This is a genomic window from Geodermatophilus sp. URMC 64 (assembly GCF_053502555.1).
Window position 1 is genome coordinate 2,280,870 of record NZ_CP199955.1, and the last position, 15,551, is coordinate 2,296,420.

The 15,551-nt window shown below is 73.5% G+C and carries 13 protein-coding genes; 11 read left to right on the top strand and 2 right to left on the bottom strand.

The genetic code is table 11. The features are described from left to right. The first annotated feature begins 69 nt into the window (after positions 1–69). Together ACWIYF_RS11190 and ACWIYF_RS11195 are read left to right on the top strand one after the other, a co-directional pair. Complete coding sequence (locus tag ACWIYF_RS11190) at positions 70–3,597, top strand: indolepyruvate ferredoxin oxidoreductase family protein (protein ID WP_448628204.1); 3,528 nt, start codon at positions 70–72, stop codon at positions 3,595–3,597. A gap of 4 nt (positions 3,598–3,601) precedes the next feature. Continuing rightward, complete coding sequence (locus ACWIYF_RS11195) at positions 3,602–4,633, top strand: Ldh family oxidoreductase (RefSeq protein ID WP_448628205.1); 1,032 nt, start codon at positions 3,602–3,604, stop codon at positions 4,631–4,633. 2 nt (positions 4,634–4,635) lie between these two features. On the opposite strand, the gene ACWIYF_RS11200 is transcribed toward ACWIYF_RS11195, so the two are convergent. Together ACWIYF_RS11200 and ACWIYF_RS11205 are read right to left on the bottom strand one after the other, a co-directional pair. Further along, a complete protein-coding gene (locus ACWIYF_RS11200; protein ID WP_448628206.1) occupies positions 4,636–5,910 on the bottom strand; it encodes a CaiB/BaiF CoA transferase family protein in 1,275 nt (424 codons plus the stop codon). Further along, positions 5,907–7,139, bottom strand: coding sequence for a CaiB/BaiF CoA transferase family protein (locus tag ACWIYF_RS11205; protein ID WP_448628207.1), 1,233 nt, complete (start codon positions 7,137–7,139; stop codon positions 5,907–5,909). The genes ACWIYF_RS11200 and ACWIYF_RS11205 overlap by 4 nt, the downstream gene beginning before the upstream one ends. A gap of 153 nt (positions 7,140–7,292) precedes the next feature. Between ACWIYF_RS11205 and ACWIYF_RS11210 the strand changes: the two genes are divergently transcribed. From ACWIYF_RS11210 to ACWIYF_RS11250, 9 genes are all read left to right on the top strand, one after another. After that, on the top strand, positions 7,293–7,595 hold the full coding sequence (locus ACWIYF_RS11210; protein ID WP_448628208.1) for a hypothetical protein: 303 nt from the start codon (positions 7,293–7,295) through the stop codon (positions 7,593–7,595). A gap of 91 nt (positions 7,596–7,686) precedes the next feature. Further along, the gene (locus tag ACWIYF_RS11215; protein ID WP_448628209.1) at positions 7,687–8,322 is read left to right on the top strand and encodes a TetR/AcrR family transcriptional regulator; all 636 of its coding nucleotides are present in this window, start codon (positions 7,687–7,689) and stop codon (positions 8,320–8,322) included. Between the two features lie 82 nt (positions 8,323–8,404). Continuing rightward, positions 8,405–8,860 carry a VOC family protein gene (locus ACWIYF_RS11220; protein ID WP_448628210.1) on the top strand — a complete coding sequence of 152 codons (456 nt, stop codon included), beginning with the start codon at positions 8,405–8,407 and terminating at the stop codon, positions 8,858–8,860. Between the two features lie 174 nt (positions 8,861–9,034). Then, complete coding sequence (locus ACWIYF_RS11225) at positions 9,035–9,808, top strand: enoyl-CoA hydratase/isomerase family protein (RefSeq protein WP_448628211.1); 774 nt, start codon at positions 9,035–9,037, stop codon at positions 9,806–9,808. A gap of 115 nt (positions 9,809–9,923) precedes the next feature. Further along, a complete protein-coding gene (locus tag ACWIYF_RS11230) occupies positions 9,924–11,510 on the top strand; it encodes an ABC transporter substrate-binding protein (protein ID WP_448628212.1) in 1,587 nt (528 codons plus the stop codon). A 13-nt stretch (positions 11,511–11,523) separates the two neighbouring features. After that, positions 11,524–12,477: an ABC transporter permease gene (locus tag ACWIYF_RS11235; RefSeq protein WP_448628213.1), complete on the top strand. Its 954-nt coding sequence runs from the start codon at positions 11,524–11,526 to the stop codon at positions 12,475–12,477. Further along, complete coding sequence (locus tag ACWIYF_RS11240; protein WP_448628214.1) at positions 12,474–13,460, top strand: ABC transporter permease; 987 nt, start codon at positions 12,474–12,476, stop codon at positions 13,458–13,460. Before ACWIYF_RS11235 ends, ACWIYF_RS11240 begins: the two co-directional genes overlap by 4 nt. 11 nt (positions 13,461–13,471) lie before the next feature. After that, positions 13,472–14,509 carry an ABC transporter ATP-binding protein gene (locus tag ACWIYF_RS11245; RefSeq protein WP_448628215.1) on the top strand — a complete coding sequence of 346 codons (1,038 nt, stop codon included), beginning with the start codon at positions 13,472–13,474 and terminating at the stop codon, positions 14,507–14,509. Further along, positions 14,506–15,528 carry an ABC transporter ATP-binding protein gene (locus tag ACWIYF_RS11250; protein ID WP_448628216.1) on the top strand — a complete coding sequence of 341 codons (1,023 nt, stop codon included), beginning with the start codon at positions 14,506–14,508 and terminating at the stop codon, positions 15,526–15,528. Before ACWIYF_RS11245 ends, ACWIYF_RS11250 begins: the two co-directional genes overlap by 4 nt. The last annotated feature ends 23 nt before the right edge of the window (positions 15,529–15,551 follow it).

The window sequence follows — 15,551 nt, forward strand, 5'->3', positions numbered from 1 at the left end:
CGCTGCGCGCCGCGGACCCCAGAGGAAAAGGCGCGCGGTCCTGCTCGACGAGGAGTGAGGGTGGGCTCTGTGGCGACTTCCGCGATCCCGGTCGACGGCAGCTACCGGCTCGAGGACCGGTTCGAGCGCACGGCCGGCCGGGTCTACCTGACCGGCTGGGACGCGCTCGTCCGGCTGCCGCTCATGCAGCGGCAGCGCGACGAGCTCGCCGGGCTGAACACGGCCGGGTTCGTGTCCGGCTACCCCGGCTCGCCGCTCGGCGGGCTGGACTCCCTGCTACGGGCGCAGCGCGCGATGCTCGCCGAGCGCCACGTGCACTTCGAGCCCGGGCTCAACGAGGACCTCGCCGCGACCTCGATCTGGGGCACCCAGAACCTGAACAACGGGCCGGTCCGCACGCGCTACGACGGCGTGTTCGGCATGTGGTACGGCAAGGGCCCCGGCGTGGAGCGCTCCACCGACGCGATGCGGACGGCGAACTTCCAGGGCACCGCCCGGCACGGCGGCGTGCTCGCCGTCGCGGGCGACGACCACAACGCGCGCAGCACGGTCACCGCGCAGCAGAGCGAGACGCTGTTCATCCACATGCACATGCCGGTGCTGAACCCGGCGACGGTCCAGGAGTACCTGGACTACGGCCTGGCCGGCTGGGCGCTGTCCCGCTTCGCCAGCACCTGGGTGGGCTTCATCGCGCTCAACGACACCGCCGACTCCGCGGCCACCGTCGACGTCGACCCCGCGCGGCCGCGGCTCGTCGTCCCGGAGGGTGTCGTCCCGCCGCCGCCGATGGCCGTGGGCCGCGCCGGTGAGGGGGTGGCCGGCGGCCTGTCCCGGGAGCGGGAGATCCGGACCCTGCGGCTGCCCGCCGCCCAGGCCTTCGTCCGCGCCAACGGCCTCGACCGCGTCGTCGTCGGCGCCGACCGCGGGCGCGGCCGGCTGGGCGTGGTGGCCTCGGGCAAGGCCTACCTCGACGTCCTCGACGCCCTGGGCCGGCTCGGCCTCACCCCCGAGGCCGCCGCGGACCTCGGCATCCGCGTCTACAAGGTCGCCATGCCGTGGCCGCTGGAGCCCGAGGGCGCCGCGGAGTTCGCCGCCTCGGTCGACGAGGTGCTGGTGGTCGAGCCCAAGCACCCGATCATGGAGGACCAGCTCAGCCGGCTGCTGTGGCGGCTGCCGGCGGAGCGGCGCCCGCGCCTCGTCGGCAAGGACGACGAGACCGGCGCCCCGCTGGTCCCCGCGTACGGCGCCCTCGACGCCACGCTGGTCTCCCGCGTGCTGCTGCGCCGCCTCGAGGCGGTGGCCGGGGCGGACGTCGCCGCGCGGCTGCGGCCTCGGGAGTCGATCGAGCTGCTGACCCCGACGCCGCCGAGCGCGGACGAGCCGGTCCGCGCGGCCGGCTTCTGCTCCGGCTGCCCGCACAACACCTCGACCCGCGTGCCCGAGGGCTCGTTCGCCATCGGCGGGACCGGCTGCCACGGCATGGCCGCGGGCCTGACCGTGCCCGGCCGCGAGACGCACCACTTCACGCACATGGGCGGCGAGGGCGCGCTCTGGATCGGCATGGCGCCGTTCGCCGAGCAGTCGCACACCTTCCAGAACATGGGCGACGGCACCTACTCCCACTCCGGCTTCCTGGCCATCCGGGCCGCGATCGCCGCCGACGTGACGATGACCTTCAAGGTGCTGCTCAACGGCTACATCTCGATGACCGGCGGCCAGGCCATCCCCGGCGGCCTGTCCGCGCAGCAGCTCGCCGCGCAGGTCCTAGCCGAGGGCGCCCGCCGGGTCGTCGTCGTCAGCGACGACGTGGGCTCGTACAAGGGCCGCGAGCCGTTCCCCGCCGGCGTGCGCGTGCACGACCGCGAGGAGCTGCTCGCGGTGGAGGACGAGCTGCGCACCGAGCCCGGCGTCACCGTGCTGATCTACGACCAGGCCTGCGCCGCCGAGCTGCGGCGCGAGCGCAAGCGCGGGCGCGCGGTCGACCCGGACAAGCGGACGTTCATCCACGAGACCGTCTGCGAGGGCTGCGGCGACTGCAACGTGCAGTCCAACTGCATCTCGGTGGAGCCGCTGGACACCGACCTCGGGCGCAAGCGCCGGATCAACCAGTCCACCTGCAACAAGGACTTCACCTGCGTCACCGGCTACTGCCCGAGCTTCGTCACGCTCTACGGCGCCACCCCCCGCCGGCGGGGCAAGGCCGACGTCGGCGACCGCGGCGACCTGTTCGCCGCGCTGCCGACGCCGCCGGTGGCCGGGGACACCGGGCCGTACAACATCCTCGTCGGCGGCATCGGCGGCGGCGGCGTCCTCACCGTCGGCGCGCTGGTCGGCATGGCCGCGCACCTCGAGGGCAAGGCGGCCAGCGTCCTCAACGAGTCCGGCCTGGCGCAGAAGAACGGCGCGGTGCAGAGCCACGTCCGCGTCGCCGGCGACCCGGCCGCGGAGCTCTCCCCGCGGATCGGCGCCGGGGCCAGCGACCTGGTGCTCGGCGCGGACATCGTCGTCGCCGCCGGCGCCGGACCACTGGCCACCATGGACCCCGCCCGGACCACCGTGGTGGTCAACCAGGACGTGCGGCCCACCGTCGCCTTCGCCGCGAACGGCCGGCTCGACCTCTCCAGCGGCCCGATGGAGCGCCGGCTGCGCCGGGCCACCGGCGACCGCGTGGAGACCGTGGCCGCCGACGCCGTCGCCACCGACCTCATGGGCGACTCGATCTACGCCAACCTCTTCCTGCTCGGGTACGCCGCCCAGCGCGGCCTGCTGCCGGTGAGCGTCGCGGCGCTCGAGCGGGCGATCGAGATCAACGGGGTCGCCGTCGCGCAGAACCGCGAGGCGTTCGGGTGGGGGCGCCTGGCGGCGGCCGACCCCGAGCGCGTGGCGGCGATCCGCGCGCGGCACGCCGGGCCGGCCCCGGCCGCCCCGCGGCGCGACGAGCCGGTCGAGGACCTGATCGCCCGCCGCCGCGCCTTCCTCGTCGACTACCAGGACGAGGCCTGGGCCCGGCGCTACGAGACAGCGGTCCAGCGCGTGGCCGCGGCCGAGCAGCGGGCCGTGCCCGGCACCGACGTGCTCACCCACGCGGTGGCCGAGAACCTGTTCAAGCTCATGGCCTACAAGGACGAGTACGAGGTGGCCCGGCTCTACCTCGCCCCCGAGTTCACCGCCCGCCTCGAGGACGCGTTCGAGGGCGACTACCGGGTCAAGGTCAACCTCGCCCCGCAGGTCCTCAACCGGCGGGACCGCGGCACCGGGCGGGCGCGCAAGTGGGAGATCCCGCTGGAGGTGGCCCGGCCGGCGTTCGGCGTGCTGGCCCGCGCCCGGCGGCTGCGCGGCACCAAGCTCGACGTGTTCGGCAAGACGGCGCACCGCAAGGCCGAGCGGGCGCGCATCGACGAGTACCTGGCCGTGATGGACGAGGTGACCGGCGCGCTGACCAGGGACAACCACCGGATCGCCGTCCAGGTGGCCTCGCTGCCCGAGACGATCCGCGGGTTCGACACGATCAAGGACGAGGCGGCGCAGCGGGCCGAGGAGAAGCAGGCGGTGCTGCTGGAGGAGTTCCGGGCGCTCACCGTCGCCCGGGCCGGCTGACCGGATGGCGACGACGGACGGCGTCGCGACCAGGACCGTGCCGGTCGGCGTGCTCGGCGGGGTCCTGGCCGACGCCTTCCGGGCCGCGGGGATGGGGGAGCCGGAGGCCGCCCGCGTCGCCGACGCGCTCGTCCGCGCGGAGACCGCCGGCGTCCCGACGCACGGCGTGCTGCGCGTCCCCTGGTACCTCGACGCCCTCGCCGCCGGCAGCGTCCGGCCGGCCGGCGACCTGCCCGTGTGCCGCCGCACGCCGGGCGTCGCGACGCTCGACGGCGGCGGCGCCTTCGGCTACCTGCCCACGTGGGTGGCGCTGCAGAGCGCCCTGGCCATGGCGGGGGAGACCGGCGTGGCCTGCGTGGCCGTCTCCGCGATCGCCGAGTTCGGGCGGGCGGCGTACTACGCCGAGGAGGCCGCGGCGCGGGGGCTGGTCGCCGTCGTCTGCCAGAACACGCTGCCGCTGCTCGCCGCACCCGGGGCCGACGTGGCCACCCACGGCAACAACCCGCTGGCCTTCTCCGGCCCCGGCGCGGACGCCCCGGTCTTCGACGCGGCGTTCTCCGCCCGGTCCGGCGGGGAGCTGCGGCGGCGGGCGCTGCTCGGGCTGCCGCTGCCGCCGGAGTGGGGCTACGTCGACGCCGACGGCGTCCCGACCACCGATCCGGCCCGGGCCATGCTCGCCGCGCAGCAGGCCGTCGGCGGCGCCAAGGGCTTCGGCATCGCCGTGCTGGTCGACCTGCTGGCCGGGGTGCTCAGCTCCTCGGCGAGCGGGCCCGCCGTGCGCCCCGGCCTCCCCGAGGTGGGCGCCCTTGTCCTCGCCCTCGACCCCGCCGCCTTCGGGACGACGCCCGAGCGGGTCGCCGAGCAGTTCGCCGCCGGCGCGCGGGCCGTCCGCGCCTCCGGCGGCCGCTGGCCGGGGGACCGCGCCCGCGCCGCGCGCCGGCGGGCCGAGGAGCACGGGGACGTCGAGGTGCCCGTCCCCGTGCTCGACGCACTCGCCGCCGCCGTGGGCCCTGACCTGGCGGCGCGCCTCGGCTGAACTCAGGCGCCGAGCGGGTCGGTCCCGATGACCTTGTCGCCGGCCAGTTCCCGCAGCTGCTCTGCGGCCACCCCGAGCAGGCCGCCCAGCACGGCCTCGTTCCACTCGCCGAGGTACGGCGCGCGCCGCGGCTCCACGAAGGGCGAGGCGCTCATCCGGAAGGGCTGGCCCGGGTAGTGCTTGGGTCCGACGCCCTCCCGGTCCTGCACGACCCAGAACCCCCGCGCGGCCAGGTGCGGGTCGGCCAGCATGCGGGCACCGTCCACGACGACGCCCGCCGCGATCCCGCGGGCCTGCAGGCGCTGCATGAGGTCGTCGGCGTCCCGCTGCGCCGTCCCGCGGGCGACGTGCTCGCGCACCGCGTCCCGGGCGGCCAGGCGGTCGGCCGTCGTGGCCAGCGGCGTGCTGCCGTCGGAGTCGGCGGCGATGCCGAGCTCCTCGCACAGGCCGGCCCACTCCGCGTCGCTGCGGCAGGCCAGGGCGAGCCAGCTGTCCTCGCCGCGGCACGGGAAGGCGCCGTGCGGGGAGTGCAGCGGGCTGTCGTTGCCGCGCCGGGTCGGCTCGGCCTCCGCGAGCTGCGCCTCGACCAGCGTGTGCGCGGCGAATGCGGTCGCCGTCTCCAGCTGGCTGAGGTCGATGTGCTGCCCCTCACCGGTGCGCCGGCGGTGGTTGAGCGCGGCGAACAGGGCCAGCGTGCCCATCAGCGCCGCCAGCGGGTCGCCGCCCGTCGTGCTGGTGAACAGCGGCCCCGAGTCGGCGTAGCCGGTGAGGTGGCACAGCGTCGACATCTGCTCGGTGGTCCACGCGAACGCGGTGTAGTCCCGCCACGGGCTGTCTCCGCCGAAGCCCGGCATCGACACCATGATCAGGTCGGGCCGGATCTCCCGCAGCCGGTCGTAGTCCAGCCCGAAGTTGGCCATCACGCGCGGTGTGTAGTTCTCCACGACCACGTCGGACCGGGCGACGAGCCGGCGCAGGATGTCGGCCCCGCGCGGGTCGGTCAGGTTGAGCGTGATGCCCTTCTTGTTGCGGTTCACCCAGTTGAAGTTGGGCGACTTCTCCCAGCGCCGCTCACCGCGGCCGCCGCCGCGCCAGCCGTCGACCCGCTGGATCGACTCGACCTTGATCACCTCGGCACCGAGGTCGCCCGCGATCAGGGTGACCATCGGGCCGGACTGGAACTGGGTGAGGTCGACGATCCGCAGCCCCTCCAGCGGGGGGCGCAGGCCGGCGGGGGCCTCGGCCGGCCGGGTCTCGACGTCCAGCTGCGCGGTCACGCGATCACTCCTGCACTCCGAAGGTCGTCGAGCTCGGTGGGGGACAGGCCCAGCAGGTCGCCGAGCACCGACTCGGTGTCGGCGCCGAGCGCGGGCGGCGGTCCGGGGCGGGACGGCGTCGCGCCCATGACGAACGGCACGCGGGGGGTCCGGACCTCGCCCACCCCGTCGATCCGGTGCGTCTCCAGGTAGTCGCGCGCGGCGTGCACCTCCAAGCCGAGGGCGTCGCGCGGGGAGGTGACCATGCCGAACGGCAGCCGCCACAGCTGGGCCTCGTGGAAGGTCTCCAGCGCCGGGCGGGCCGCCAGCGCCTCCTCGATCGCCGCACGGATCTCCGGCAGGTAGGCCAGCCGCCCGTAGTAGTCGGTGGCGAAGCGGGGGTCCTCGGCCATGTCGGGCCGGCCGATGAAGGCGCAGAGCGTCTCCCACTGCTGCTCGGTGAGGACGTTGACGCCGAGGTACCCGTCGCCGCAGCGGACGTGGAAGGAGGGGCCGGTCATGTAGTCGGAGTGCCGGCCGATGCCCTCGCCGTGGTACTCGAACAGCATCGACGGGAAGAAGGCGCAGGTGATCGCGGCCTCCAGCGAGGACACGTCGACGTAGTTGCCGACGCCGTCCCGGGCGCGCGCCTCGACCGCAGCGAGGGCGGCCACCGCGCCGTAGGCGCCGGCCACGGTGTCGGTGATCCCGCCGCCGGCCTGCAGCGGCTCGCGCCCCTCCTCGCCGCAGGTGTGCATCCAGCCGCCGAGCGCGCAGGCGACGAGGTGGCCGGAGGCGAAGTCGCGGTACGGCCCGTCGTTGCCGAAGGGGGAGACCGCCACGACGATCGCGCCGGGGTGCGCGGCTGCGTGCCGCTCGGCGGTCAGCCCGTGCTGCTCCCAGCGGCCGTCGGGGCCGTCGACGACGACGATGTCGTGGCTCGCCACGAGCTCCGCGAGCAGCGGCCGCGACTCCGGGGCGTCGAGGTCGAGGGCGACGCTGCGCTTGCTCGTGTTCAGGTAGAGGAACTCCGGGGAGGCGGCCAGCACCTCACCGGACTGCGCCGTGGTGCGCCCGCGCGCGGGGTCGCCGGCGCCGGGTGGCTCCACCTTGACCACGTCGGCGCCGAGGTCGCCGAGCAGCTTCGCGCAGAACGCGGCGGCCGGGGACGAGCTGAGGTCGAGGACCTTCTCGTCGGCGAGCGGCCCCCGGGGGGCGCGGGAAGGGGATGGATCTGGTAACCGTGTCACGCGAAGAGCCGTTCGTCCTGGGGCCGGCCTGCTCGGCGATGACCCGTCCGGTGCGTGGTTGGAATTCAGTCGGTGGACTGAATATCATGTGACCTACATCTCTCGCAAGGGCCGCCGGGGTTTCCGGCCGCCCCAGGACGGAAGGGGGCAGCCATGGAGCTGCGGACGGGGCAGCGACTGCACTGCGAGGTGTGCGCGGCGAGCGTCGTCGTCGTGCGCGCCGGCGGAGGTCCGGTGGACCTCGAGTGCGACGGGCGGCCACTGGGGACCGACGCCCCGGCGGGCGCCGGGCCGGCGCCCGCGCCGAACGGCGCCGGGACCGTCATGGGCAAGCGCTATACCGACGCCGACGGCGCACTCGAGCTGCTCTGCGTCCGGGGCGGCGCCGGCACCCTCGTGGCCGGCGGTGAGCCGCTGCGGCTCAAGGAGGGCAAGGCGCTGCCCAGCTCGGACTGACGGGTCCGGAATCGATCGGCACCCCCGGCGGCGCCACCTATGCTCGGCGCTCCGGGGGTGTGCGACTTCCGGGAACTCCGGAAGGGAAGCCATGGACGGGATCGTTCGCGAGAAGCGCCGGGTCGGCCGGCCGGCGGGGGCGCAGAGCGGGCAGACCCGCGAGGCGCTCGTCTGGTCGGCCGTGGAGCACTTCGCGCGGGAGGGTCTCGCCCGCACCACGCTGCGCGACGTGGCCGAGGGTGCCGGCCTGACGCAGGGCACGCTCTACCACCACTTCAGCGCCAAGAGCGAGCTCTACATGACCGCCTACGTCTTCGCGGTCGAGCAGCTCTACGCGCGTTTCCGCGAGGCCGTGGCCGAGGAGCACACCCTGCGCGGGCGGCTGTCGGCGCTGCTGGACTGCATGCTGCGGCTGCAGGCCGAGTCGCCCTACCTGATGGTGTTCATCCTGCGCGCCTGGGTGGAGCACGAGTCGGAGTCCGAGCAGCTGCCACCGCTGCCCATCCCGGCCTCGGTCACCGAGTTCCTCGCCCGGCTGTCCGGCGACGCGGTGGACCGCGGCGAGATCGCGGCGGAGGACGTCGACGACCTGATCGCGGTCTTCCGGTCGATCGCCTGGGGCGTGGGGGTGCTCGCCCTGACCAGCCAGCAGCCGGCCGACGCCGCGGTCCGCGGCTTCAAGCGCCTGTTCGCGAACGGCTTGATCCGCGACGTCGTCCGCGACTGAGCCGCGAGGCACTTGACGCACACGTCACACTGAGGCCGCCTCCCCGCACACCGGAGTGCGGGGCCCGCCGCGGAGGTCTGCCGTGATTGTCTGCATCGATCACGTCGGGGTCGTCGCGCGCTCGTACGACGAGGCAGCCGACCTCCTGCTCGGGACCTTCGGCCTGACCCTCGACGACCAGCGCAACCCCGACCCTGGCGTCATCTACATGCCGCAGGAGAACGCCGACATCTACTTCCTGAGAGCCGGCAGCGGGGAGACCCGCATCGAACTCCTGCTCCCGCGCGACGCGTCGGCCGGCATGGGCCGCTGGCTGGAGAAGCGCGGACCGAGCGTGCACCACCTCGCGTTCATGGTCGACGACGTGCAGGCGCACGCCGCCGAGCTGCGCGACAAGGGGCTGCGCCAGATCGACCTGGGGCCCGACGCCGCGGCCGCGTTCTTCTACCCCCGCGACACGATGGGGATCCTCACCGAGCTCGTGGACGTGCGCACCATGCAGCGCCTGCACGAGTCGGCGGCGCCGCCCGCCCGCTGACCCCTCCGCAGAATCGAGATGCGCGTCACCTCTTGACAGCGCCGGGGTTCATCCAAAGAATCAGCTCGCCGAACGATTTGTGGCTCCGATCACTGCCTGGAGCCGCCTGACGGGCCTCGCCGAGGGGTCCGGGTCCTTCCTCCCACGCCTACTAGGCCCTGCCCTGGGGAACTCATGTCTCTTGTCGAGAAGGAGCACCACGGCGACGTGGTGGTCATCCGGATGAACCGTCCGGAGAAGCTCAATGCGATGAACAAGCAGCTCCTCACCGAGCTGGCGTACGCCTTCACCGACTTCCGGGACGACCCGGCCCAGAAGATCGCGATCCTGACCGGGACCGGCCGGGCCTTCTGCGCCGGCGAGGACCTCGTCGAGGCCGCCGAGCGCGGGACCCCGGGGCTCGACCCCGACCTGCCGCCCGACCCCTTCTGGAACGACGCCAAGGGCCCGGCGGAGACCATCGACAAGCCGATCATCGCCGCGGTCAACGGCTGGGCGATGGGCGGCGGGTTCATCTACTCGTGGATGTGCGACCTGCGGGTCGCCTCGCGCAACGCCGTCTTCGAGATCTCCGAGGCACGGCACTGGCTGCTCGGCGCCTACCAGTTCGGCTTCACCGACACGCTGCCGTGGTCGGTCGCGACCGAGCTCGCGCTCGGCTTCCGGATGAGCGCCGAGCGCGCCCACCAGATCGGCTTCGTCAACCGGCTGGTCGACGACGTCGACGAGCTCGTGCCCGCGGCCCTCGAGCTCTGCGACCACCTGCTGAGCATCCCGCCGGCGTCGCTGGCGAACACGCTCAACGTGGCCCGCAAGCTCCGCCCGCAGATCCCGGCGGAGGTCGAGCGGCTCGGCGAGAAGCTCAAGAGCAACGGCAACCTCGACGACGTGATGGAGGCGCGCCGCGCCTTCGCCGAGAAGCGCAAGCCGGTCTTCACCTCGCTCTGAGGACCCCGCCGGCGCGGAGCAACCGTCGTCCGGCCGCCCCACCCGGAAAGCACGTGCCCCGTCCCGGTCCGGAGGCAGCCCGCCCGTCCGGACCCGACCAGTGGAGGACAGCTAGGTGCAAGCGATCAGCACGGAGACGGTCTCCCGGCGCAACTTCCTGCGCCTCATGGGCCTCGGCGGTGCCGTCGTGGTCGGCGGGCCGCTGCTCGCGGCCTGCGGCTCCGGCTCCCAGTCGAACGGCGCGGCGAGCAACGCGCAGGTGGATGCCAACGGGACCCTGACCGTGGCCTACCACCTGGCCACGAACTCGCTCGACCCGCTGCGCATGACCACCGGTCAGTTCGTGACGTTCATGTACCCCATGTACGACACGTTGCTGACCCTGGACGAGAACGCCGACGCGGCGCCGAGCCTGGCGACGAAGTGGGAGTACTCGGCCGACGGCACCACCCTCACCCTGACGCTGCGCGACGACGTCACCTTCCACGATGGCACCAAGTTCGACGCCGACGCGGTGAAGGTGAACATCGAGCGGGTGCTCAACACCGCCGACTCGCCGGTGCGCAGCCAGCTCAGGACGGTCCAGTCGGTGACCGTGCAGGACCCCACCACCGCGGTCATCCAGCTGTCGAGCCCGGACGCCTCGCTGCTGGGCATCCTCGCCGACCGGCCCGGCGCCATGGTCAGCCCGAAGGCGATCGCCGACGGCGTCGACCTCAACACCGAGGACGCCGGCTCGGGTCCCTACCGGCTCACCTCGTTCGCCCAGGGCGACGAGGCGAGCTACGAGCGCTACGACGACTACTGGGACAAGGCGGCCGCGCCGTCGAAGACGCTGGTCATCAAGTCGGTCAACGACGGGCAGGCCCGGCTCAACGGCGCGACCGCCCGCACCTTCGACATCGCCTACCTGACCCCGACCCAGTTCCAGGCTGCCGACAAGGCCGGGCTGCAGACCGCCTCCCAGGAGACGCTCTGGTACATCCAGCTGGCGTTCAACGTGCGCGGGGCCCTGGCCGACCAGAACGTCCGGCTGGCGATCGCGCACGCGATCGACCGCCAGACGATCTGCAAGACGATCTACTTCGGGCAGGCCAGCCCCACGTCGTCGATGTTCCCGTCCTGGTACTGGGCGGCGGACCCCGACATCCCGGCCGACTACTACCCGTACGACCCGGCGAAGGCGAAGAAGTTCCTCGGCGACTCCGGCCTGAGCGACGTCTCCTTCGAGATGATCTTCGCGGCCGGCTCGGACCCGTACCCGCAGTTCGCGGAGATCCTCCAGGCGCAGATGAAGGACGTCGGCATCACGATGAACCCGCGGGCGGTCGACATCAACCAGCTCGCCAGCGAGTTCGCCGGCGGGAAGACCGACTGCCTGATCGGCGGCGGCGGCCAGATGGCCGACCCGTCGCTGGTGTTCGAGACCTACTTCGCGCCGAACGCCTTCTTCAACCCCGCGAAGACCCAGGCACCCGACCTGGCCGACGCCATCTCGCGGGTGCGCACCACCACCGACCGGGACGCCCGGCTGCAGGTGATCAACGAGGCCAGCCAGATGGTGGCCGACCGGGCGCTGTGCGTCCCGATCCTCGCCCCGAAGGTGCTCTTCGCCTACAACGGCCAGCGGGTCGCGACGTACCGCCCCGCCCCGCTGGGCGCGATCATGCCCACCCGCGGCGTCGGGGTCCTGCAGGGCTGACGGGGGATGCGCCATGGCTCACTACGTCCTGAGACGGCTGCTGCTGGTCGTCCCGGTCATGCTCATCGTGTCGCTGCTCAGCTTCTCGCTGATCCTGCTGGTGCCCGGCGACCCGGCGGTAACCATCGCCGGGCAGTCGGCCACGCGGGAGCAGATCGCCGCGATCCGTGAGGCGCTGGGCCTGGACCGGCCGCTGATCGTCCAGTACTTCAGCTGGCTCGGGCACGCGCTGACCGGCGACTTCGGCACCTCGCTGTCGACCGGGCAGCCGGTGGTCGGCTCGATCCTCGAGCGGCTGCCGATCATGCTGTCCCTGGCCGGCGGAGCCCTGGTGGTGGCCGTCCTCCTCGGCTTCCCGGCCGGGGTGGCGGCCGCCGTCCGCCGGGACGGGCTGGTGGACCGGCTGCTGGGGGTCGGCGCGGCCACCGGCCTGGCGCTGCCCAGCTACTTCGTCGGGATGCTGCTGATCATCGTCGTGGCGCTCAACCTCGGCTGGCTGCCGCCCACCGGCTACACGCCGCTGGCCGCCGACCCGGCCGACTGGCTGGCCCACATCGTCCTGCCGTGCGTCGCGCTGGGCCTGGTGCCGGCGGCCGTCCTGGCCCGGCAGCTGCGCGGGGCGATGGTGACCGCGCTCGACCAGGACTACGTCCGGACGGCGGACGCGAAGGGCCTGCTGCGGACCAAGGTCGTCTACAAGCACGCGCTGAAGAACGCCGCCATCGCGCCGCTCACCGCCCTCGGCGCCCAGTTCGCCCTCGTCGTCGGAGGTTCGGTCGTGGTGGAGCAGGTCTTCGGCATCCCCGGGCTCGGCGCCCTCGCGATCAACGCGGTGCAGAACCGTGACATCCCGCTGATCCAGGGGATCGTCCTGTTCACCGCGCTGATGGTCCAGGCGATCAACCTGCTCGTCGACGTCTCCTACGGGTGGCTCAACCCGCGGGTCCGCGTGGCGGTGGCCCGATGACGCAGCCACCGATCACCCAGCCTCCGATGAGCCAGCACTCCCCGGACGCGGCGTCGGACCTCCCGTCCTCCGCCGCGGTGATGCCGGCCGCGGAAGTGGAGCCGGTCGAGGCGCTGGGCGCGCCGCCGGCGGCCACGCCCCGCCGGCGGCTGCTCGGCCGTCCGTTCGTGCGCCGGCTGCTGCGCAACAAGGTGGCGATGGCCGGCCTGGCCTTCATCGCCTTCCTGGTCGTGATCGCGATCATCGGGGACTGGATCACGCCCTACCCGCCAGACGCCCAGGACCCGGCCGCGGCGTTCCTGCCCCCGTTCTCCGACGGGCACGTGCTCGGCACCGACCAGCTGGGCCGCGACGTGCTGTCCCGGCTGATCGCCGCCGACCGGATCGCGCTGGTCGCCGCGGCGCAGGCGCTCGGGCTGGCGATGCTGCTCGGCATCCCGCCGGGGCTGCTGGCCGGCTACGTCGGGCGCTTCGCCGACACCGCGGTGATGCGGGTGACCGACGCGGTGCAGAGCCTGCCGCCGCTGATCATCGCGCTGGGCATCGTCGGCGCCCTCGGCCCCGGCCTGAGCCACGCGATGATCGCGCTGGGTTTCATCTTCGCGCCCAACTTCGTCCGGATCACCCGCGCCGCGGTGCTGGAGCTGCGCGAGGAGACCTTCGTCGAGGCCAGCCGCAGCATCGGGACGCCGGCCTGGCGGATCGTGCTGACGCGGATCGTGCCCAACGCGCTGCCGCCGGTGCTGGTGCAGGTCTCGTTGGTCGCCGGCTTCGCGCTGACCGCCGAGGCCAGCCTCAGCCTGCTCGGCTTCGGCGTCCAGCCACCCCAGGCGAGCTGGGGCAGCATGCTCGGCCAGGGCTACAACTTCATCTACCAGCAGCCGTGGCTGGTGGTCTTCCCCGGCCTCGCCATCGCCCTCGCCGTGCTCGCCTTCAACGTCTTCGGGGACGGGCTGCGGGACGCGATCGGGCGCCGGAAGTGAGGGGGGACGTCGTGACCGCAACCAGCGCAGCGCCGGCAGGAGGCCCGGCCGGGCCGGTGCTGGACGTGTCGGACCTGACCGTCGAGGTGCACACCGAGGACGTCCGGGCGGAGGTCATCAGCGGCGTCTCCTTCTCCATCGGCCGCGGCGAGACGCTCGGCCTGGTGGGGGAGTCGGGTTCGGGGAAGTCCCTGACGTCGATGGCGATCATGGGCCTGCTGCCGAAGCGGACCTTCACCGTGACCGGCGGCCGGGTCTCCCTCGGCGGCGACGACCTCACCCGGCTCGGCCGCAAGGAGCTCGCGTCGGTCCGGGGCAGCCGGATGGCGATGATCTTCCAGGAGCCGATGACCAGCCTGAACCCGGCGTTCACCGTCGGGCAGCAGATCGCCGAGACCCTCGTCCGGCACAAGAAGGTGTCCAAGCGGGAGGCGCGCCGGCTGACCGTGACCGCCCTCTCCGACGTCGGCATCTCCGCGGCCGAGCGGCGGGTGCACGCCTACCCGCACGAGTTCTCCGGCGGCATGCGCCAGCGGGTGATGATCGCCATGGCGCTGTGCTGCGAGCCGGAGCTGCTCATCGCCGACGAACCGACCACCGCGCTCGACGTGACCATCCAGGCGCAGGTGCTCGACCTCATCCGGCACCTGCGCGAGACGGTCGGCATGTCGATCCTCTTCGTCACCCACGACCTCGGCGTGGTCGCCGACATCTGCGACCGCGTCGTCGTCATGTACGCCGGCCAGGTCGTGGAGCAGAGCTCGGTGGACCGGCTCTTCGCGCACCCGGTGCACCCGTACACCGCCGCGCTCCTGCGGTCGACGCCGACCAACGACGCGGCCGGTGACGGCCGCGGGCACCTGCACTCCATCCCGGGCAAGCCGCCCGCGGCCGGCGAGTTCCCGCACGGCTGCCGCTTCGCCCCCCGCTGCGAGCTGGCGCTGCCCGAGTGCAGCGCGCAGGAGATCGAGCTCCTGCCGGTCGTCGACCAGTTGTCCCGGTGCGTCCGCGTCGGCGCCACCGCCGAGCGCAGGGAGGTGCCGGCATGAGCCAGACGGAGCAGTCGCCCATGCTGACCGTCGAGGACGTGTCGGTGGAGTTCACCGCCCGCGTCGGCCGCAAGCGGGTCCCCTTCCGCGCGGTCAACAAGGTCGGGCTGACCGTGGGCCGCGGCGAGACGCTCGCCGTCGTCGGCGAGTCCGGTTCCGGCAAGTCGACCCTCGCCCGCGCCGTGCTGCGGCTGCTGCCGCTGGCCGAGGGCCGCGTGGTGGTCGACGGCGTCGACGTCACGTCGCTGAAGGGCCGGGCGCTGCGCCAGGCCCGCCGGCAGGCGCAGATGGTCTTCCAGGACCCGTACTCCTCGCTGGACCCGTCGAGCACGATCGCCAACATCGTCGGCGAGCCGCTGCGCACCCACCACGGGCTGCGCGGCGCGCCGCTGACGGACAAGGTGCGCGAGCTGCTGGTGTCGGTGGGCCTGCACCCGGACTACGTGAACCGCTACGTGCACGAGTTCTCCGGCGGGCAGCGGCAGCGGCTGGCGATCGCCCGGGCCATCGCGCTCGACCCGGGCCTCGTCGTCCTGGACGAGGCGGTCAGCGCGCTGGACATGTCGACCCAGAACCAGATCCTCGACCTGCTCGTGGATCTGCAGGCGCGGCACGGGATGAGCTACCTGTTCATCTCGCACAACCTCGCCGTCGTCCGCTGGGTCGCGGACCGGACCGCCGTGATGTACCTGGGCCGGGTGCTCGAGGAGGGCCCCGGCAAGCGCATCCACGACCACCCGGCGCACCCCTACACCCAGTCGCTGCTCTCCGCCGTCCCGGTGCCCGACCCGCCGACCCAGCGCACGCGCCAGCGGATCGTGCTGGGCGGGGAGACCCCGGACCCGCTGCACGTGCCGTCCGGCTGCGCGTTCCGCACCCGCTGCCCGTACGCCATGGAGATCTGCGCCGTGCAGGAGCCGCCCGCCGTCCCCGTCGAGGGCGGGGGCTGGGCGGCCTGCCACCTGCTCAACGGGGCGGCGTCCACGCCCGCCCCGGAGAAGTCCCTGGCGGTCGGCTGACCGCCGTCGCCGTCCGTGAACCG